The organism is Serratia sp. CY47280 (genome assembly GCF_052168655.1).
GTDB classification, from domain to species: Bacteria; Pseudomonadota; Gammaproteobacteria; order Enterobacterales; family Enterobacteriaceae; genus Serratia; species Serratia bockelmannii.
Map to the genome: position 1 here is coordinate 715330 of NZ_JBJNMG010000002.1, position 18828 is coordinate 734157.

General features: G+C 55.8%; 15 protein-coding genes, 1 pseudogene and 1 other annotated feature. Of the genes and pseudogenes, 5 read left to right on the forward strand and 11 right to left on the reverse strand.

Translation table 11 applies throughout. From position 1 onward, the window contains the following. Positions 1-3: 3 nt before the first annotated feature. Positions 4-3378: a GT99 family glycosyltransferase N-terminal domain-containing protein gene (locus ACJ8J4_RS12905; protein ID WP_197835333.1), complete on the forward strand. Its 3375-nt coding sequence runs from the start codon at positions 4-6 to the stop codon at positions 3376-3378. 221 nt (positions 3379-3599) lie between these two features. Next, the gene (gene gndA, locus ACJ8J4_RS12910) at positions 3600-5006 is read left to right on the forward strand and encodes an NADP-dependent phosphogluconate dehydrogenase (RefSeq protein ID WP_025302186.1); all 1407 of its coding nucleotides are present in this window, start codon (positions 3600-3602) and stop codon (positions 5004-5006) included. Positions 5007-5052: 46 nt separating this feature from the next. On the opposite strand, the pseudogene ACJ8J4_RS12915 reads toward gndA, so the two are convergent. After that, positions 5053-6235, reverse strand: a pseudogene (locus ACJ8J4_RS12915) (ISL3 family transposase). A gap of 634 nt (positions 6236-6869) precedes the next feature. Here ACJ8J4_RS12915 and ACJ8J4_RS12920 point away from each other — a divergent pair. Together ACJ8J4_RS12920 and ACJ8J4_RS12925 are read left to right on the forward strand one after the other, a co-directional pair. Further along, the gene (locus ACJ8J4_RS12920; protein ID WP_141997657.1) at positions 6870-7946 is read left to right on the forward strand and encodes a mannose-1-phosphate guanylyltransferase/mannose-6-phosphate isomerase; all 1077 of its coding nucleotides are present in this window, start codon (positions 6870-6872) and stop codon (positions 7944-7946) included. A gap of 160 nt (positions 7947-8106) precedes the next feature. Then, on the forward strand, positions 8107-9480 hold the full coding sequence (locus ACJ8J4_RS12925; RefSeq protein ID WP_049207911.1) for a phosphomannomutase/phosphoglucomutase: 1374 nt from the start codon (positions 8107-8109) through the stop codon (positions 9478-9480). A 31-nt stretch (positions 9481-9511) separates the two neighbouring features. Here ACJ8J4_RS12925 and hisIE read toward each other — a convergent pair whose 3' ends face one another. The 9 genes from hisIE to hisL all read right to left on the reverse strand — a co-directional run bounded on the left by hisIE (position 9512) and on the right by hisL (position 16792). Continuing rightward, the gene (hisIE, locus tag ACJ8J4_RS12930; RefSeq protein WP_072627992.1) at positions 9512-10126 is read right to left on the reverse strand and encodes a bifunctional phosphoribosyl-AMP cyclohydrolase/phosphoribosyl-ATP diphosphatase HisIE; all 615 of its coding nucleotides are present in this window, start codon (positions 10124-10126) and stop codon (positions 9512-9514) included. Then, positions 10120-10896 carry an imidazole glycerol phosphate synthase subunit HisF gene (gene hisF, locus ACJ8J4_RS12935; RefSeq protein ID WP_089195696.1) on the reverse strand — a complete coding sequence of 259 codons (777 nt, stop codon included), beginning with the start codon at positions 10894-10896 and terminating at the stop codon, positions 10120-10122. The genes hisIE and hisF overlap by 7 nt, the downstream gene beginning before the upstream one ends. Continuing rightward, positions 10878-11615, reverse strand: a complete 738-nt coding sequence (hisA, locus tag ACJ8J4_RS12940) for a 1-(5-phosphoribosyl)-5-[(5-phosphoribosylamino)methylideneamino]imidazole-4-carboxamide isomerase (protein WP_025302188.1) — start codon at positions 11613-11615, stop codon at positions 10878-10880. The genes hisF and hisA overlap by 19 nt, the downstream gene beginning before the upstream one ends. Positions 11616-11620: 5 nt before the next feature. After that, entirely contained in the window at positions 11621-12211 is a 591-nt protein-coding gene (gene hisH / locus ACJ8J4_RS12945) for an imidazole glycerol phosphate synthase subunit HisH (RefSeq protein WP_089195697.1), read from the reverse strand. Beyond that, a complete protein-coding gene (hisB, locus tag ACJ8J4_RS12950; protein ID WP_103101104.1) occupies positions 12211-13278 on the reverse strand; it encodes a bifunctional histidinol-phosphatase/imidazoleglycerol-phosphate dehydratase HisB in 1068 nt (355 codons plus the stop codon). Before hisB ends, hisH begins: the two co-directional genes overlap by 1 nt. Continuing rightward, complete coding sequence (gene hisC, locus ACJ8J4_RS12955) at positions 13275-14363, reverse strand: histidinol-phosphate transaminase (RefSeq protein WP_049205882.1); 1089 nt, start codon at positions 14361-14363, stop codon at positions 13275-13277. The genes hisB and hisC overlap by 4 nt, the downstream gene beginning before the upstream one ends. Continuing rightward, positions 14360-15667, reverse strand: a complete 1308-nt coding sequence (gene hisD, locus ACJ8J4_RS12960; protein ID WP_025302191.1) for a histidinol dehydrogenase — start codon at positions 15665-15667, stop codon at positions 14360-14362. Before hisD ends, hisC begins: the two co-directional genes overlap by 4 nt. A gap of 4 nt (positions 15668-15671) precedes the next feature. Continuing rightward, a complete protein-coding gene (gene hisG / locus ACJ8J4_RS12965; RefSeq protein WP_015377256.1) occupies positions 15672-16571 on the reverse strand; it encodes an ATP phosphoribosyltransferase in 900 nt (299 codons plus the stop codon). Between the two features lie 71 nt (positions 16572-16642). Next, positions 16643-16769, reverse strand: a sequence feature (His leader region). Further along, positions 16745-16792, reverse strand: coding sequence for a his operon leader peptide (gene hisL / locus ACJ8J4_RS12970; protein WP_100396937.1), 48 nt, complete (start codon positions 16790-16792; stop codon positions 16745-16747). It overlaps the preceding feature by 25 nt. A 229-nt stretch (positions 16793-17021) precedes the next feature. Here hisL and ACJ8J4_RS12975 point away from each other — a divergent pair, with 229 nt between their 5' ends. Continuing rightward, complete coding sequence (locus tag ACJ8J4_RS12975; protein WP_264383890.1) at positions 17022-17846, forward strand: SDR family oxidoreductase; 825 nt, start codon at positions 17022-17024, stop codon at positions 17844-17846. Between the two features lie 15 nt (positions 17847-17861). Here the strand turns inward: ACJ8J4_RS12975 and ACJ8J4_RS12980 are convergent, their stop codons facing one another. Continuing rightward, positions 17862-18746: a LysR family transcriptional regulator gene (locus ACJ8J4_RS12980; RefSeq protein WP_264383891.1), complete on the reverse strand. Its 885-nt coding sequence runs from the start codon at positions 18744-18746 to the stop codon at positions 17862-17864. Positions 18747-18828 lie beyond the last annotated feature (82 nt).

Genomic DNA, 18828 nt, shown 5'->3' on the forward strand with positions numbered 1-18828 from the left:
GCAATGATTGCTGTATTCTTACCGCCATATCCGTTTAGGGGAGTGAAAGCTCCCTATTTATGGATATTTTATCGCCTGCTTAACTCATTGCAGCAGCGTTCACTTTTTATCGCCGGTAATGATTACTTGTTGTCTCCGGAAGAGTGGCGCAAGTCAGAACGTTGGGAATTTGATGTACCTACAATGAATAATTTGGGTTACAGCATTCCGTCTGATGAGCTATTGGCCAGTCATGATTATTACCATTTGAGAGAGAGTGTATTTGAGAGTTTATTAGACTCTTCAAACTACAATCCGATGTTGGCGTTCAAGAAAATGCTGACCCAGCGAATCCCCGAGCTGGAAGCTGAGCTGCTAAACCATCTCCAAGGCTATGAGTCTGGAAAAATAGAGGGGATATTGTCAATTTGCAATTGCCCTTCTCTGGAGGCCGTTGCCGAGTCCTTATCTATTCCTGTCATGCACTTTGAAGTAGGGCCGTTGAGAATGCCCTCTTATTATAGTACAGGGTATTTGGATTTCTCAGGTGTTAACGGTCACACAGAGGCAGAGAAGCGCTATTTGGCGGTTCAGGAACAGTGCCAGGTCGATCTTTCCATAGAGGAGTTGCATCGTTACTTCCTGCGTGTGCCAAATACTCATGAGCAGCAGTGTGATGCCGATCTGGGGATCGCATTACAGGTTGAAGACGATTCAAATCTCGTTGCTTATGGTGAAGAATTCACTAATCTGACGTTGCTTTCCTATGCGCGTACACGTTTTCCAGAGAAAAAATTATTAATTCGCACTCATCCTGGTAGTCAGTTCCAGCTCAAGGAGGGTGAGTATGAGATCGACAGTTCACCGACCAGTTTGTCTTTCGTCCAGCGTTGTCGAGAGATTTTAACGATTAATTCTAGTGTGGGATTAGAAGGAATTTTCGCTGGCATACCAACGACAGTCGTTGGTGACAGTTCATATAAATATATAACCTTGGCAGACGATGAACAAGAAAGAACTAATCGTTTGGCATTTTATCTATTTTCATACTTAGTTCCATTCGAATTGATTTTCGATATTGATTATCTGCGATTCCGTTTATCTCGGCCAAGTGAACAGGCGATAGTCAGTCGCCATATTGAATATTATTCTACTGAGAAGGAAGGATTTTTAAAAATGCAGGGGTTGACTCTGGGTGAGTTGCTATCAAAACAGGTTAAGCAAGAAAATGAAAAGCAGGATGATATGCAACAAAAAATTCGTGTTGCTGAGCATCATCTGATGATCGATAACGAAGAAAAGCAGGCAATGATTTCTTCTATGCAAGAGCAATTGCTGTTGCTTCAGGAAACGCTTATACAACAGCGAGAGCAACAGCTGGTTACTCAGCAATTGTTGGAGAATGCGCAAAAAGAAGTTCTTCTTTTAAATAATAATCATGTTGAAGACGAACCTCTTAAATTAAAGATTGAAACACTGAGTCAACAACTTAGTGAAAGTCAGTTCGACATGAACAATATGCGAAAAAGTCTGTCGTGGCGACTAACGGTACCTGTTCGTATGCTTGGTCGGGCCATTCGCGGTGAGTTTGGGGTAATCAGGGATATATCCAGACACTACATGCGACAGCGTAAAGGGACAAAATCGACCTCTTTGGTTGGGAAAAGTTGGCAAGCGTTTCGTGCAAGTCCGCATCCTTATAAGGCTTTGCTGCGCAAAACTAAAGTGGCAGGCAAACTATTGCTAACCGGCCGTTTCGGTGAGTTGCGTAGCGGTCTTCTACGTGTGGCGAAAAATACCGCTAATACGCCGATGCCGCTAGTTAATATAGATACCGACCATATTGTTATTCTCACTACTAGGCATACACTGTTTGTGGCCCATTTGCTTGAGAAAACGCTTGTAGAGGTGGGGCGCGGCGTTACCATAATTGAAGCATACTCAGCGCCGGCGGACAGTGGGCAACTGCATATTGTTATTTGCCCTCAAATTTTTGCTGAGCTGCCGCAAAACTTTGTTGCGTTCCAAATGGAACAATCTATTAACCCACGTTGGTTTACGCCAGAGTATTTTGCGATTCTCGAACGTGCAATGGCTATATTTGACTATTCCCTGACTAACATTAATTACTTATTAGAACATGGTATCCCTTATCAGAAATTGTTCTACCTCCCAATTGCTTCTTTTGCAGACTACAGCTCAAAATTGACCCAGAAAGGTCATAAGTTGAACGGCAATGAGGAGCAAATTGACGTTCTCTTCTATGGTGATACGAATTGTGAGCGTCGTCGTCATTATCTTGAACAATTGGGACAACGTTTTAATATTCATATTGCCTCTGGTGTATTCGGCGATGAGCTGACCCGGCTGGTGAAAAATGCCAAACTGGTTATTAACCTGCATTACTATGAGAATGCGTTGCTTGAGACCACACGTATTTACGAAGTGCTATCGTTGGGAACGCCAATTGTTAGTGAAGAAAGTGTGGATATCGCGGAGCATACGTCTCTCATTGATGTTATTGATTTTGCTCCTATTGGCGATATTGACGCAATGGCGAAAAAAATTGATCGTCTCTTGAACGATCAAGATTATCATGCTAGCCGTAAGAAAAATATTGCGTTGTTTACTCATAGCGACAACAACTTTGAAGGCTATTTCAAACGCTATCTTTTGGCGAATGATTTGATTGATTTCGAAACTTATAAAAATGGCGTTGATTTTATCCCTGCGATAGAGGCGGATATTCCAAAACTCTGCCTCTCACTGACGGAAACACCGGTACGGAAGCAAGATTTCCTCAGTAAGCCTACCCATGGTTTCAAGGTCATTGAGGGGGTTAGACACCGTATTGGCTGGATCGGATGTGGCATGAGTTATAAATACATGCTGTCCGTGCTTGCCGATCGTAATACCGAAATGGCTATGATCTGCGAGGACGATGCGTTATTCCCTGACGACTTTGACATTAAACTTGAGAAGATTGTTGCTTATCTGGAACGCAGCAATTGGGATTGGCACATTTTCTCGGGCATTATTGCGCATTTGAATGAAGATACGGAGATTCTGGCTGTCGAGGAGGTCGATGGCATTGAGTATATTTATATCAATCGCATGACAAGCACGGTGATGAATATTTACTCACGTCGTGGGATAGAGGCAGTTAGCCACTGGGATGAACGTAACGTTGATGCTCAAACCAATACCATAGATCGCTATTTGGAGTCAGTGCCAAATCTGGTTGTGGTGACCACTCTACCTTTCCAGGTTGGGCATGCTGAGGATCAAACCTCCACGTTGTGGGGGTTCGTAAATACTCAATATCTGGATATGATCAGTGAAAGTGAGCGTTTATTGAAGGAAAAAGTAGACGCGTTCAAGGCGGCCCAGGTGCGGTGACTCAAGCCCCTCGTTTCGTACTGATTGACTGAACCGCAGACCACGGCACCTTAGGGTGCCGTGGTTTTTTGTGGGGAGGATATGAATATATTGCGACATCATGTGACCTATCGCACCAATCACTACCCACGCGGCTCAATCCTGAGTTAACATGTGTGCCACATCACAAAACCTGCTGGCCGACGTTGCCGGCAGGGTCATCCTCAGACAGGAGTTCCTAAATGTCCAAGCAACAAATCGGCGTTGTCGGCATGGCGGTAATGGGCCGCAACCTCGCGCTGAACATCGAGAGCCGTGGTTACACCGTTTCCATTTTCAACCGTTCTGGCGACAAAACTGACGAAGTGATCGCTGAGAACCCGGGCAAGAATCTGGCGCCGTATTACACCGTAGAAGAGTTTGTCGAATCGCTGGAAAAACCGCGCCGCATCCTGCTGATGGTGAAAGCGGGCGAAGCGACGGATAAAACCATTGCCTCGTTGACTCCGCACCTGGACAAGGGCGATATCCTGATCGATGGCGGCAACACCTACTATCAGGACACCATCCGTCGTAACCGCGAACTGTCCGACCAGGGCTTTAATTTCATCGGCACCGGCGTTTCCGGCGGTGAAGAGGGCGCGCTGAAAGGGCCTTCCATCATGCCTGGCGGCCAGAAAGAAGCTTACGAGCTGGTGGCACCGATCCTGGAGAAAATCGCTGCGGTCGCGGAAGGCGAGCCTTGCGTGACTTATATCGGCGCTGACGGTGCCGGCCACTATGTGAAGATGGTGCACAACGGCATCGAATACGGCGACATGCAGCTGATTGCCGAAGCCTATTCCCTGCTGAAGCAGGCGCTGAACCTGAGCAACGAGCAGCTGGCCGAAACCTTCGCCGAATGGAACAAGGGCGAACTGAACAGCTACCTGATCGACATCACCAAAGACATCTTCACCAAGAAAGACGAAGAGGGTAAATACCTGGTCGATGTGATCCTGGACGAAGCCGCCAACAAAGGCACCGGCAAGTGGACCAGCCAGAGCTCGCTGGATCTGGGCGAACCGCTGTCGCTGATCACCGAGTCGGTGTTCGCACGCTACCTGTCCTCGCTGAAGGACCAGCGCGTTGCCGCGTCTAAAGTGCTGACTGGCCCGAAAGTGGCGCCGTTCAGCGGCGACAAAGCCGAATTCATCGAGAAAGTGCGTCGCGCGCTGTATCTGGGTAAGATCGTGTCCTACGCACAGGGCTTCTCACAGCTGAAAGCCGCTTCTAAAGAAAATAACTGGGATCTGCACTACGGCGAAATCGCCAAGATCTTCCGCGCCGGCTGCATCATCCGCGCCCAGTTCCTGCAGAAGATCACCGACGCTTACGCGGCGGATGCCGATATCGCCAACCTGCTGCTGGCGCCATACTTCAAGCAAATCGCTGACGAGTACCAGCAGGCGCTGCGTGACGTGGTGGCTTACGCCGTGCAGAACGGTATCCCTACGCCAACCTTCTCCGCCGCGATCGCCTACTACGACAGCTACCGTTCTGCGGTGCTGCCGGCGAACCTGATCCAGGCGCAGCGCGACTACTTCGGTGCGCACACCTACAAACGTATCGACAAGGAAGGCGTGTTCCATACCGAATGGATGGAATAAGCGCTTTACCTGTCATCAAGCCGCCGCAAAGGCGGCTTTTTTTGGTTCATCGCGCTTTACCGGGGAACGCTGCTTTGATTTTCAGGAAGAAGTAAGCGTTATCCCGGTATCCATACGCCATCCGCTTCATCACCTTTATCTTATTGTTCATCCCTTCCAGTACGCTGGTATTCAACCTGTGCCTGGCGCTCGCGATGATGCCCCCGGCATACCCTTTCAGCTTCTCGGCAAAGTGTTGCAACGCCTTTATTCCGCTTTCCTGAGACTGCCTGTACCAGCTTGCCCAGCGTCTTTGCGCCTCTTGCTCGCTCGGGGCGTACCACAGTTCTTTCAGCGCTGTCTTCATCAGCCATACCACATTCAACGGCTGATTTGCTTCCAGCAACTCCGTGAGTTTTAGGTCATGCCCTGCGGGTAGATTTTCCGGGTTGCGCAGCAGCAGCCAGCGGCTACGCTGGATGACCTGACGTGATTTTGGGTTAGCGCGTAGCTGATTAGCCTGGTCCACCCGCACCCGGTCGATAACCTCCCGGCCATACTTCGCCACCACGATGGAACAAGTCATAGACCACTTCTGCCTGCGGGCAGTGATGCCTGACTTCCAGGTCTAACGCCGTATTCATATCCATGGCGACAGACTGGATAGCGGCACAGCCTTCAGGCCCCAGCCAGGTAAAAAAGGGGCGTAGAGCCGCTCTGCTGAGGCCTTCTCCCACCCACAGCACCTGCTGCGTATCCGCATCCATCACCACGGTGGCATAGCGATGTCCTTTGAACAGCGCGAACTCATCCATCACCAGACGGCGGAGGGTATGGCGCTGCGGCTCTGTTCGTTCCCGCAGCAGACGCCGGTAGTCGATATTCTTGACCGTATGCCAGTGTAATCCGGTGAGTTGAGCAACATGTTTAATTGGCAGTAAACGGGCCAGTGCCTCAACCCATACGGATAGCGTCGTGGTATATCTCTGGCGTTCAGGTAACCAGCTGATTTTCTCGGTGGTGACCCCACAATGAGGGCAACACAGACGCCGGACGGGGACGCTGAGCCAGACCACCCAGTCGAGTAGCTGGCGTTCACGCACCCGACGGAAGGAGACATCATGCACAACAGGCACCCGTCGCCCACAACGACGACAACAGGGCATGACGGCAAAGCAGGGTGTTGGCAGAAGGATGCGAGAAGGAATTGACGACAAAGCCTTCCCAGAACAGGGAGCAAAGGTTAGCATTCATAGTGACGGCAGTTTTGAAAGTTTAGGGTGTGTTTTGACGAATACAAACCTAAACGTTCTTACTGCCGTTTTCTATTGGTTCACGCTAAGACGCGATGAACCTTTTTTGCAACGTTTTAAGCGCCTGGGGAAAGCATGGAACACGTCTGAACCGGCGATTCCCATGTCTTTTCTACATGCCAATCTGGCATTATTCTTAATTTTTATTTTTTTTTTAATAATAAGATCTACATCTTATTATTCAGCATGTTACCCGTATTTCCTTTTCGTCTTCTTGCCTAACAATGCACATTTGCTAATATAATTCCTAATCCAGCGAATGGTTTTCGCTGTCACCGCTCTTACCTTCCGTTGGTGCGGCTTCCCTGTACGAGGTGAAAATGGATTTTTTTGTTTTTTCTTTTCCGGTTTCAGTGAGGCTGTTTGACGGCGTCGGCGGAGATTTTAGGAAGGTGCCCGGTTATTATTTTTTTATTTTTATGCGAAATTACTGAAGTAGTGGGAAATCTTTATTTCATTTCACATATTAAAAAGCAAGAAAAGTCTCTTTAGCAATCAGCAAGCGATAGGTATTGGGTGATTAGCCTAATTGCCCTGAGCAATGCATCTGTTTTGGGGTAATGCGGGGTTTATGGTGAGATTAATTCCAGTCATTTTGGCCGGGGGCAACGGTAGCCGTTTGTGGCCCTTATCAAGAGAAGCATTTCCTAAACAATTTCTGACGGTCGATGGTAGCGGGCGCAGTTTGCTGCAACAGACGCTGTTGCGTCTGGAAGGTCTGCGTGGGGGAGAAATCGCGGCGCCGATCGTCATTTGCAACGAAGAGCACCGTTTTTTGGTGACGGAACAGCTACGAGAAATCGACTGTTCGAATCCTCACATTATTCTGGAGCCCGCAGGGCGCAATACGGCACCGGCAGTCGCGCTGGCTGCACACCACGTTCTCAAAGACGATCCTGATGGCGTGCTGTTGGTTCTGGCCGCTGATCATTTGATCACGCAGATAGACGCGTTTCATGATGCGTTGCGCAAGGCTATCGAATTTTCTTTGCGCGACCGTTTGGTGACCTTCGGCATCATTCCCCAGCATCCTGAAACAGGCTATGGCTACATCAAACGCGGAGCGCAGCTGTCACCTCATTGTTTTGACGTCGAGCGTTTCGTCGAAAAACCCTGTTATCAAAAGGCGCAAGCCTATCTGGAAAGCGGTGACTACAGCTGGAACAGCGGCATGTTCATGTTCACGGCGAAAAAGTATCTGCATGAACTGGCGCGCTTTCGCCCCGATATCTATCACAAAACGCTGTTGGCGATGGAAACCAGTCGGCGCGAGCTCAACTTCATTTACATTGATGAAGAAACCTTTCTCCGTTGCCCCTGTGAGTCCATCGATTACGCTGTGATGGAAAACACCGCGGATACAGTAGTGATGCCGATCGATATTGGCTGGAGCGATGTCGGGTCGTGGGCCGCCGTGTGGGAGGTGGCCGAAAAGGACGCCCAAGGGAATGTGCTCCGCGGCAATGTTATCGCTATCGACTCATTGAACAACTATGTTTACGCTGGCGACAAGCTGGTGGCCACGCTTGGCATCAACGATCTGGTGATCGTACAGACTGGCGATGCGCTACTGATTGCCGCGCGAGACGCGGTGCAGGATGTGAAACAATTAGTAGGCGAACTGAAGGCGCGCAAGCTGCCGTGTTGAGGCGCATGGAAAAATTTGCGTCAGAATCATGCTAAAGATTTCCAGAGCAGCGAGATAGTGATAAATGTAAGGAAGACCGTACCGGTGATTGCGACTCCATCGCATGAATTCCCCAGGATAGCGACAGAGCGCAAAGGTACAAATAACAGAAGAATGTGACATGACTGAGTTGACTTGTTTTAAGGCTTACGACATTCGTGGCCGATTGGGGAGTGAGCTGAATGATGAAATCGCTTATCGGATCGGCAGGGCTTTCGGTGAATATTTGCTCCCTAAAGCCGTAGTTTTGGGCAATGACGCCCGTTTGAGTAGTGAAAGCCTGAAACACTCACTGGCCAAAGGGCTTCAGGATGCCGGTGCCAGTGTGATTGACATCGGGTTGTGTGGGGCGGAGGAGCTCTACTTTGCCACGGCTTTTCTGGCTGCGGACGGCGGAATCGAAGTCACGGGCAGTCACAATCCTGAAAATTATAACGGCATGAAACTGGTGTGCAGGGATGCGAGGCCGATCAGTAGCGACTCTGGATTGAAGGAAATCAAAGCGCTCGCGGAGAAAAAGCACATCGAGCGCGCTGCATGTTCACGCGGCGGCTACCTTCAGGCCGATACCTTGAACGAGTATGTCGATCATATCCTGTCCTTCGTTGACTTCACGCATTTCAAACCGCTGAAACTGTTGGTGAATTCCGGACACGGCACTGCCGGGCGGGTTATTGACGCCATCGAGCGGCGCTTTCAGCAGCATCGGGTACCGCTGGAATTCATCAAGATTCAGCATGAGCCCGACGGCACCTTTCCTCATGGCGTACCGAATCCGCTGTTGCCCGAGCGTCGTCAGGACACAGCGGACGCGGTGCGGCATTATGGCGCGGATATGGGGATCGCCTTCGATGGCGATGCGGATCGCTGTTTCCTGTTTGATAGTCAAGGCCATTTTATCGAGGGCTACTATATCGTCGGTTTGTTGGCTGAGGCGTTCCTGGCTAAGGGGACAGGAGAGAAGGTCGTCCACGATCCGCGATTGAGTTGGAATACCGTGGATATCGTTGAAAAAGCCGGCGGTATTCCCGTGATGTCGAAAACCGGACACGCTTTCATCAAAGAACGAATGCGGGCTGAAGATGCAGTCTATGGTGGCGAGATGAGTGCCCACCACTATTTCCGCGACTTCTATTACTGCGATAGCGGCATGATCCCCTGGCTAATGGTCGCCGAGATCATGTCTCTGAAAGATCGCTCGTTGGAACAACTGGTTGAGGAACGCATCCGCGCCTATCCTTCTTCGGGTGAAATTAACATTGTCCGCGTTCCTGCAATATCCGCGCTCGATATGATCGAGCGCCATTATCGAGATCAGGCCTTAGAGGTTGATAAGACGGATGGTGTCAGCATGACCTTTGCCGACTGGCGGTTCAATTTGCGAGCGTCAAACACGGAACCTTTGCTCCGCCTTAACGTTGAATCGCGAGGTAACCGCGACTTAATGGAGCGGAAAACAGAGGAAATTCTTGTGCTGGTAAACAGCCGACTATAAGGCTTCCCATTATCAGGGAAGCCTGTGTGCATTATTTCTGATGCCTTTCGCGCAGCCGGCCGATCACCGCGCTCAGATCCAGATCCTGGTCCTGCAGCAGCACCAGCAGGTGATAGATCAGGTCCGAGGCTTCGTTGGTCAGCTCTTCGCGATCGTTGACCGTGGCGGCCAGCGCGGTTTCCACACCTTCTTCCCCGACCTTCTGCGCGATGCGCTTGGTGCCGCTGGCGTACAGGCTGGCGGTGTACGAGCTGTCCGGGCTGGCGTGCTTGCGCTCCGCCAACAGCTGCTCCAGCTGATAGAGGAACGTCCAGTCGCTGGCGGCCGGGTGGAAGCAGCTGCTGTTGCCGAGGTGGCAGGTCGGGCCGATCGGGTTGGCCAATACCAGCAGCGTGTCGTTATCGCAGTCCGGCGTGATGCTGACCACCTTGAGGAAGTGGCCGGAACTTTCGCCTTTGGTCCACAGGCGTTGCTTGGTGCGTGAGAAGAAGGTGACGTTACCGCTCTGCTCGGTGGTCGCCAGCGCTTCCGGCGTCATGTAACCCAGCATCAGCACTTCGCCGGAAACGGCGTGCTGCACGATGGCCGGCATCAGGCCGTCGGTTTTTTCCCAGTCCAGCTGGTTTCTCTGTTGTTCTGTCAGCACACGCGAATCTCCACGCCTTGTTCGACCAGGAACCTTTTCAGTTCGCCGATATTGATGATTTGTTTGTGGAACACCGACGCCGCCAGCGCGCCGTCGACGTCCGCATCGCGGAACGCTTCCAGGAAATGCTCCATGGTGCCCGCGCCGCCGGAGGCGATCAGCGGCACCTTGCAGGCCTCGCGCACCCAGCGCAGCTGCTGCAGATCGTAACCGTTGCGCACGCCGTCCTGGTTCATCATGTTCAGCACGATCTCACCGGCGCCGCGGCGCTGCACTTCCTGTACCCAGTCGAGGGTTTCCCACTGGGTGATGCGGGTGCGGCTCTCGTCGCCGGTATATTGGTTGACGTGATACTTGCCGGTTTCACTGTCGAACCAGGTATCGATGCCCACCACGATGCACTGCACGCCGAAGCGTTCCGCCAGGCGGCTAATCAACTCAGGATCGGCCAGCGCCGGCGAGTTGACCGAAATCTTGTCGGCGCCGAAAGACAGGATCTGGCTGGCATCCTCGGCGCTTTTAATGCCGCCGGCGACGCAGAACGGAATATCAATCACCTCCGCCACGCGCGATACCCAGCTTTTGTCCACCACCCGGCCGTCGCTCGAGGCGGTGATATCGTAAAACACCAGCTCGTCCGCACCTTCTTGCGCATAGCGCTGCGCCAGCGGCACGATGTCGCCGATGATTTCGTGGTTGCGGAACTGCACGCCTTTTACCACTTGCCCGTCTTTAACATCCAGGCACGGGATTATCCGTTTTGCCAGCATGCGATCGCCTCCTCAACGCTAAATTTACCTTCCAGCAGGGCGCGCCCTACGATCACGCCGGCAACGCCGCTGCCGCGCAACTGGGCGATGTCGTCCAGATTGCCGATGCCGCCCGAGGCCTGGAAGGCCACCTGCGGATAGCGGCGGCTGATCGCCTGATACAGCGCCACGTTGGAACCGGCTAGCGTACCGTCGCGCGAAATATCGGTGCACAGCACGTGCTTGAGCCCGTAGGGCAGGAACTGCTCCACCACCTGTTCCAGCGTGGCGTCGGAATCTTCCTGCCAGCCGCTGATGGCCACGCGTTTCACGCCCTGCGGGTCGATACGCACGTCCAGCGCCAGCACCAGCGCGTCGGCGCCGTAGCGCTCGAACCAGCTCTGCACCAACTGCGGTTGTTTCACCGCGGTAGAGCCGATCACCACGCGTGTGGCGCCGGCCTCCAGCAGGGCGCTGACGTCTTGCTCGTTGCGGATGCCGCCGCCGACCTGCACCGGCACGTTAACCCCTGCCAACAGCTTGCGTAGCAGCGGGATCTGGCGTGCGGCCGGATCCTTGGCGCCGGTCAAATCGACCAGGTGCAGTACCTGCGCGCCCTGTTGTTGATAGTCTTGCAGACGCAGCAGCGGATCGTTGCCGTAGTCGCGCTGCTGGCCGTAATCGCCCTGATGCAAGCGCACCACGTTGCCGTCGATCAAATCCAAAGCCGGAATAATCATGCTGCCTACATCTCCAGAAAGTTTTTCAACAGTTGCGCGCCGGCCGCTCCAGATCGTTCTGGATGAAACTGCACGCCGAAGAAGTTGTCTTTTTGCACGGCGGCGGTGAAGGGCTCGCCGTAGTTCGCCTGAGCGATGGTGCTGGGGCATATCGGCATCGCATAGCTGTGTACGAAATAGAAGTAGGCGCCGTCATCGATGCCGCGGAACAGATGGTGGCCCGCCTGCGCGGACACCTGGTTCCAACCCATGTGCGGCAGCGGCAGGCCGAAGTCGGTCATCTGCTTTACCGGCGTATCGATGAGGCCGAGCGTCGTCACGCCGCCGTTCTCTTCGCTGCTGGCCGCCAACAGCTGCATGCCGAGACAGATGCCCAGCACCGGTTGAGAGCAGGCTTTGATCAGTTCGATCAGATCGCGTTCGCGCAGTTGATCCATCGCCGCCTGCGCGGTGCCGACGCCCGGCAGGAACAGCTTGTCGGCGCGCAGCACGATCTCCGGATCGCGGCTCACTTCCGGCTGATAGCCCAGGCGCCGCACCGCGTAGGTGACGGAGGCCAGGTTGGCGCAGCCGGTATCCAAAATCACCACGTTCATCACAGCACTCCTTTCGAGCTCGGCAGGGTATTGCCTTCGACGCGGATCGCCTGGCGCAGCGTGCGGCCAAACACTTTGAACAGGCTCTCGACCCGGTGGTGGTCGTTTTTGCCCTTGGTCTTCAGGTGCAGCGTGCAGCCCATGGTGTAAGAGAGCGAACGGAAGAAGTGCTCGACCATTTCGGTGCTGAGATCGCCGACGCGCTGATAGTTGAACTCGGCTTTGTACTCCAGGTGCGGGCGGCCGGAGATATCCAGCGCGCAGCGCGCCAGGCACTCGTCCATCGGCAGCACGAAGCCGAAGCGGGCGATACCGCGCTTGTCGCCCAGCGCCTTGTTCAGGGCTTCACCCAGCGCCAGGCCGGTGTCCTCTACGGTGTGGTGATCGTCGATATACAGGTCGCCTTTGACGTCGATCTCCATGCGGAAGCCACCGTGGGTGGCGATCTGATCCAGCATGTGGTCAAAGAAGCCGACGCCGGTTTTGATTTTGCTGCCGCCTTCGCGATCCAGCCACACGTTGACGTCGATCTGCGTCTCTTTGGTCACGCGGTTAACCCGCGCGTGACGGTCACGCAGGGTCAGCTGGCGCACGATCTCTTTCCAGCCCAGCACGCCGCGCTGGTAACGCAGCCCCTGGATGCCCATGTTTTCTGCCAGCTGCACGTCGGTCGGCCGATCGCCGATCACGTAGCTGTGCGCGGTATCGAGCACGCTGGGTTCCAGGTAGCCCTTCACCAGCGCGGTTTTCGGCTTGCGGCAGTCGCAGTTGTCCGCCGGCAGGTGCGGGCAGATCAGCACATCGGCGAACTGAATGCCCTGCGAGCTGAGGATCTGCATCATCAGGTTGTGCGGCGGATCGAAGGTTTCCTGAGGGAAACTGGCGGTGCCGAGCCCATCCTGATTGGTGATCATCACCAGCTGATACCCCGCCTGTTGCAGCGCCAGCAGGGAAGGGATCACGTCTGGCTCGAGCGCCAGCTTGTCCAGGCGGTCAACCTGGAAATCTTCCGGTGGCTCGGCGATCAGCGTGCCGTCACGATCGATAAAGAGGATTTTTTGGCTCACATTGGCTCCTGGCGAGTCGGGTTGGCGCCGGGCAGGGCGGACAAGGCGTCCACCACGCGTTGACATTCGTCGCGGGTGCCTATGGTGATGCGTAGGCAGCCGGACAACCCGGGCTGTTTGTTTTGGTCTCGTAAGATAATGCCCTGATCCCACAAGCTTTTAAACACATTACTTGAGGCGGTGAAGCGGGCCAGCAGGTAATTGCTGTCGCTGGCGAAAACCTGCTCGACGCAGGCGCATTTCTCCAGCTGTTGCTGCAGCCAGCTGCGGGTGGCGGCGATATCGGTGACGCGCTGGCGCATGGTGCGGATACCTTCTTCGCTCAGCGCCTGCGCGGCGATATCCGCCACCGGCGTCGAAAGCGGGTAAGGCGCGATCACCTTCAGCAGCAGGGCAATCAGATCTTCATTGGCGAGCGTAAAGCCGCAGCGCAGGCCAGCCAGCGCAAAGGCCTTCGACAGCGTGCGCAGGATAGCCAGGTGCGGATAGTCGCTCAGCCAGCCGGCCACCGTGGCCTGCGGGCAAAACTCGATATAGGCTTCGTCCACCGCGACGATCGCCTTGCCTTTGGCCAACTCCAGCAGGCTGCGCAGAGAGTCAGGATCGATCAGGTTGCCGGTTGGGTTGTTCGGGCTGCAGACGTAGATCAGCTTTACGTTGTCCAGGCTGTCCGCGATAGCTGGCAGATCCAGCTGCCAGTCCTCTTTGGCGGCCACGGTGCGGCGCTCCACGCCGAAGGTTTCGGCGCTGACGGCGTACATGCCGTAGGTCGGCGGGCAGAACAGAATGGCGTCTTTACCCGGCTCGCAGAAGGCGCGGATCAGCAGCTCGATGCCTTCATCGGCGCCGCGGCTGACCAGCACCTGCTCTTTCTTGACCCCGGCATAGGCGGCGTAGCGTTCGATCACCTGCGCCGGCTGGCACTCCGGATAGCGGTTGAAGGTTTGCGCGGTCAGCTGGAATTCCGGTGCGATCGGGTATTCGTTGGCGTTCAGCCACACGTCGCCCTTACCGCCGAGGCGGCGCGCCGATTGATAAGGGGTCAGCTCGCGAACGTTGGCGCGCGCCAGTTTTTCGATGCTCATGCTTGCTCCTTCAGGGCGGCGACGCGCAGGGTCACGGCGTTCTTGTGGGCGATCAGCTGCTCGGCGGCAGCCAGCGTCTCGATGGTGGCGGCCAGGTTGCTGAAGCCCTGCGGCGTCAGCTCCTGCACCGTCATGCGTTTTTGAAAATCGGCCAGCCCCAGGCTGGAGCAGGTGGCGGTGTAGCCGTAGGTCGGCAGCACGTGGTTGGTGCCGGAGGCGTAATCGCCGGCGGACTCCGGCGACCAGTCGCCGAGGAACACCGAACCGGCGCTGGTGATGCCGTCCACCAGTTCGCGCGCATTACGGGTCTGAATAATCAGGTGCTCCGGGCCGTAACGGTTGCTGATCGCCACGCACTCAGTCAGATCGCGCGCTACGATCAGGCGGCTGCTCGCCAGCGCCTGGCGTGCGGTGTCGGCGCGCGGCAGCTCGGCCAGCTGGCTTTCCACCGCTTCGGCCACCGCCTGCGCCATCGCCGCGTCCGGCGTCAGCAGGATCACCTGCGAATCCGGGCCGTGTTCGGCCTGCGACAGCAGATCGGAAGCGACGAACGCCGGGGTGGCGCCGGCGTCGGCGATCACCAGCACTTCAGAAGGGCCGGCCGGCATGTCGATGGCCGCGCCGTCGAGGCGCTGGCTGACCTGCCGCTTGGCTTCGGTCACGAAGGCGTTGCCCGGCCCGAAGATCTTCGCCACGCGCGGCACGCTTTCGGTGCCGAACGCCAGGGCGGCGATCGCCTGCGCGCCCCCGACCTGAAACACTTCCTGCACGCCGCACAGCTGCGCCGCATACAGGATCTCATCGGCGATCGGCGGCGGCGAGCACAGCACCACCCGGCGGCAACCGGCGATGCGCGCCGGCGTCGCCAGCATCAGCACGGTGGAGAACAGCGGCGCCGATCCGCCGGGAATATACAGGCCCACCGAGTCGATTGGGCGGGTCACCTGCTGGCAGCGCACGCCTGGCTGCGTTTCGACGTCCACCGGCGGCAGTCGCTGCGCGTTGTGGAAGGTTTCCACGTTGGCGACGGCCACCGCCATCGCCTGTTTGATGTCATCACCCAACCGCGCGGCGGCGGCGGCGATCTGCTCGGCGCTGACGCGCAGCGCCGAGACTTCCGCCTTGTCGAAACGGGCGCTGTAGTCGCGCAGCGCCCGATCGCCATTGGCCTTCACGTTGTCGAGGATCTCACTCACCGTGCGGGTGATGCTGTCGGAGGCGGCAATCGCCGGGCGCATCAGCAGCTCGGCCTGGCGTTCGGCGCTGCACGTTGCCCAATCGATCGGCGTGTTGAAGGTCGACATGGCGTTACTCCATCATCTTTTCAATCGGCAGCACCAGAATCGAGCTGGCGCCGAGCGCTTTGAGTTTTTCCATGGTTTCCCAGAACAGGGTTTCGCTGCTGACCATGTGCATCGCCACGCGATTCTGCGCGCCGGCCAGCGGCAGAATGGTCGGGCGTTCGGCGCCCGGCAGCAGCGCGACGATCTCGTCCAGCTTCTCGCTCGGCGCGTGCAGCATGATGTATTTGGATTCGCGCGCCTGGATCACGCCCTGAATGCGGGTCATCAGGCGGTCAATCAGCTGCTGTTTGGCTTCAGGCATTTCGCCGTCGCGCTGGATCAAGCAAGCTTTGGAGCGGTAGATCACCTCCACTTCGCGCAGGCCGTTGGCCTCCAGCGTGGCGCCGGTAGAGACCAGATCGCAGATGGCGTCGGCCAGGCCGGCGCGCGGCGCGACTTCCACCGAGCCGTTCAGCAGGCAAGATTTGAAGCGCACGCCTTGTTTGTCGAGGTATTGCTTCAGCAGGTGCGGATAAGAGGTGGCGATGCGGGCGTCCTGCAGGCTTTGCGGGCCGGCGTATTCGGCGTCGAGTGGGGTGGCCAACGACAGGCGGCAGCCGCCGAAATCGAGGCGGCGCAGGGTGAAGTAACGCGGGTCTTCACCCTGGGCGCGGCGGCTGAGCAGCTCTTCTTCCAGCACGTTCTCGCCGATGATGCCCAGATCGACCACGCCGTCCATCACCAGGCCCGGGATGTCGTCGTCGCGCACGCGCAGGATATCGATCGGCATGTTTTCGGCGAAGGCGATCAGACGCTGCTGCTGCAGGTTGATCTTGATGCCGCAGCGTGCCAGCAGTTCCTGGGATTCATCGCTCAGGCGGCCCGACTTCTGCATTGCGATCCGTAAACGTGTCTTGTCCAGCATGGTAACCTCTGTTTAATCTGTAATTTTATGAATTTATTGTAAAAAACTTTCTTTTCTGTCTGTCCGGAGCCAAAAAAAAACCCTCGGAAGAAATCTTCCGAGGGCTCTCTCTTGCGTTCTGCGCGCCACTGGAAGATTAACAAACCGTCTTCCAGCACACATCGCCTGAAAGACTAGTCAGGGTGATGGTGATGATGGTGGTTGAACTGAACGCGTGTCATGGTGTTTTTCTCTAATCAAAAGCCGGTAAAAACCGTATGCCAATTAAGCTAAACTATCCGCTGTCCACCGTGCAACCCTTTTTTAACGTCATAAATTTAATTTATTGAAACAGGTTGAGTTATTAGCCACACACGGCTTTACCTAACCTTAAGCCGGGCAGATTGTATCGCCGTGTACAGTGGCGTAGCCTTAGGGGCAGGGCGCTGCGATCTTCAGGAGAGGAAGAGGATGAAAAAGGTAGCCATTATTGGTTTAGGTTGGCTGGGCATGCCGTTGGCGTTATCGCTGATGGGCCGCGGGTATGATGTGGTCGGCAGCAAAACCACGCCGGACGGCGTCGAGGCCGCGCGCATGAGCGGCATTGAATGCTATCAACTGGAGCTGACGCCGGAGCTGGTGTGCGATCCGGACGATCTGGAATCGCTGCTGCGCGTGGATGCGCTGGTGGTGACGCTGCCCGCTCGCCGTACCGTCGAAGGCAGCGAGAACTATTTCAATGCGGTGCGCATGCTGGTGGACAGCGCGATGGCCTTTGGCGTGCCGCGGGTGATCTTTACCAGTTCCACCTCGGTGTACGGCGAAACTGCCGGCACGCTGCGCGAAGACTCGCCGCTGCGGCCGGTCTCGCCGTCGGGCCGGGTGTTGGCCGAGCTGGAGCGCTGGCTGCATGAATTGCCGAACACCTCGGTGGACATTCTGCGGCTGGCGGGGCTGGTGGGCGCCGATCGTCACCCCGGCCGCTTCCTGGCGGGCAAACTCGACGTGAAGGGCGGGTCGCAGGGGGTGAATTTGGTGCACCAGGACGACGTCATCGCCGCCATCCAACTGCTGCTGAAGCTGCCGAGGGGCGGTCACGTGTACAACCTGTGCGCGCCGCATCATCCGGCCAAACGCGAATTTTATCCTGCGCTGGCCGAACAGCTGCACCTGGCGCCGCCGCAGTTCGCCGACGAAGCGGATCAGGATGAGCGGCTGGTGGACGGCAACCGCATCTGCAACGAGCTGGGTTTTGAGTACCAGTATCCCGATCCGGCGCGTATGCCGGTCAGTTAAGGCGGCATACGTTGTTTAAAGCGGGAAAAGGTGGCTCGTCACAAAGTCGACGAACAGCCTGATTTTGACTGACAGGTGGCGGCCCGACGGCCAGAGGACATGAAAAACCATGTTCTCGCGGTCGTAGTCATCCAAAACCGTCACCAGGCTGCCCTGTTCCAGCTGTCTGCGCACGGCGATCTCCGGCAAATAAGCGATGCCCAGCCCTTGTTCGGCGAAGCATACCTGCGGATCGAGGGTATTTGTCACCATGCTGGCCGGCCGTTCGGGGATCATCTCCGTCTTGTCTCCCAGCGGCCAGACATCCAGTTTGCCGGTGCTGGGAAAGCGATAATGCAAACGGGCATGGCTTGTCAGATCCTCGGGCTTGCGCGGCATACCCACTTTGCTGAAATAACCCGGTGCGCCAACGAAAACCTTGCGGCAGGTACCCAGCCGGCGGGCAACCAGCCGTGAATCGCTCGGGGTTCCGCTGCGGATAACGGCATCGAAACCTTCCTCAATCACGTCAACCAGCCGATCCGAATAATCAATATCCAGCTCGATCTCAGGATAGCGGCGCTTGAAGTCCCCCAGTTTTGGCATGAAAAGCGTGCCCAGCGACGGGAGACTGATGCGCAGCTTGCCCTGAGGTGTTCCCCGCGTTTGCAACAGTTCGGCTTCCGCCTCTTTCACCTCACTCAAAATGCGTCGGCACCTTTCCAGAAACAAGGCCCCTTCCGGTGTCAGGTTGACCGTACGGGTAGAACGGTGAAACAGGCGCACGCTGAGCTGTTCCTCCAGCCGGGCGATGGTCTTGCTGACCGCCGAGGCGGAGATCCCCAGCTGTTGCCCGGCCGCCGTGAAACTGCGGCTTTCACTGACCCGCACGAAAACGTCGAGAGAACCCAGACTTTCCATAGGCTTCCATTCTATTGATGAACTTTATGTCATGAGTGTTGTTCACTTTAGCCTGTTTTTCTTTTATCAGCGAGTGGGCAGC

Bases quoted from the DNA above. Each gene is read 5' to 3' on its own strand.
- ACJ8J4_RS12905 (WP_197835333.1), top strand. From the start codon at position 4: ATGATTGCTGTATTCTTACCGCCATATCCGTTTAGGGGAGTGAAAGCT.
- gndA (WP_025302186.1), top strand. From the start codon at position 3,600: ATGTCCAAGCAACAAATCGGCGTTGTCGGCATGGCGGTAATGGGCCGC.
- ACJ8J4_RS12920 (WP_141997657.1), top strand. From the start codon at position 6,870: ATGGTGAGATTAATTCCAGTCATTTTGGCCGGGGGCAACGGTAGCCGT.
- ACJ8J4_RS12925 (WP_049207911.1), top strand. From the start codon at position 8,107: ATGACTGAGTTGACTTGTTTTAAGGCTTACGACATTCGTGGCCGATTG.
- hisF (WP_089195696.1), bottom strand. From the start codon at position 10,896: ATGCTGGCAAAACGGATAATCCCGTGCCTGGATGTTAAAGACGGGCAA.
- hisA (WP_025302188.1), bottom strand. From the start codon at position 11,615: ATGATTATTCCGGCTTTGGATTTGATCGACGGCAACGTGGTGCGCTTG.
- hisH (WP_089195697.1), bottom strand. From the start codon at position 12,211: ATGAACGTGGTGATTTTGGATACCGGCTGCGCCAACCTGGCCTCCGTC.
- hisC (WP_049205882.1), bottom strand. From the start codon at position 14,363: ATGAGCATCGAAAAACTGGCGCGCGCCAACGTTCGCGAGCTGACCCCT.
- hisD (WP_025302191.1), bottom strand. From the start codon at position 15,667: ATGTCGACCTTCAACACGCCGATCGATTGGGCAACGTGCAGCGCCGAA.
- hisG (WP_015377256.1), bottom strand. From the start codon at position 16,571: ATGCTGGACAAGACACGTTTACGGATCGCAATGCAGAAGTCGGGCCGC.
- ACJ8J4_RS12975 (WP_264383890.1), top strand. From the start codon at position 17,022: ATGAAAAAGGTAGCCATTATTGGTTTAGGTTGGCTGGGCATGCCGTTG.
- ACJ8J4_RS12980 (WP_264383891.1), bottom strand. From the start codon at position 18,746: ATGGAAAGTCTGGGTTCTCTCGACGTTTTCGTGCGGGTCAGTGAAAGC.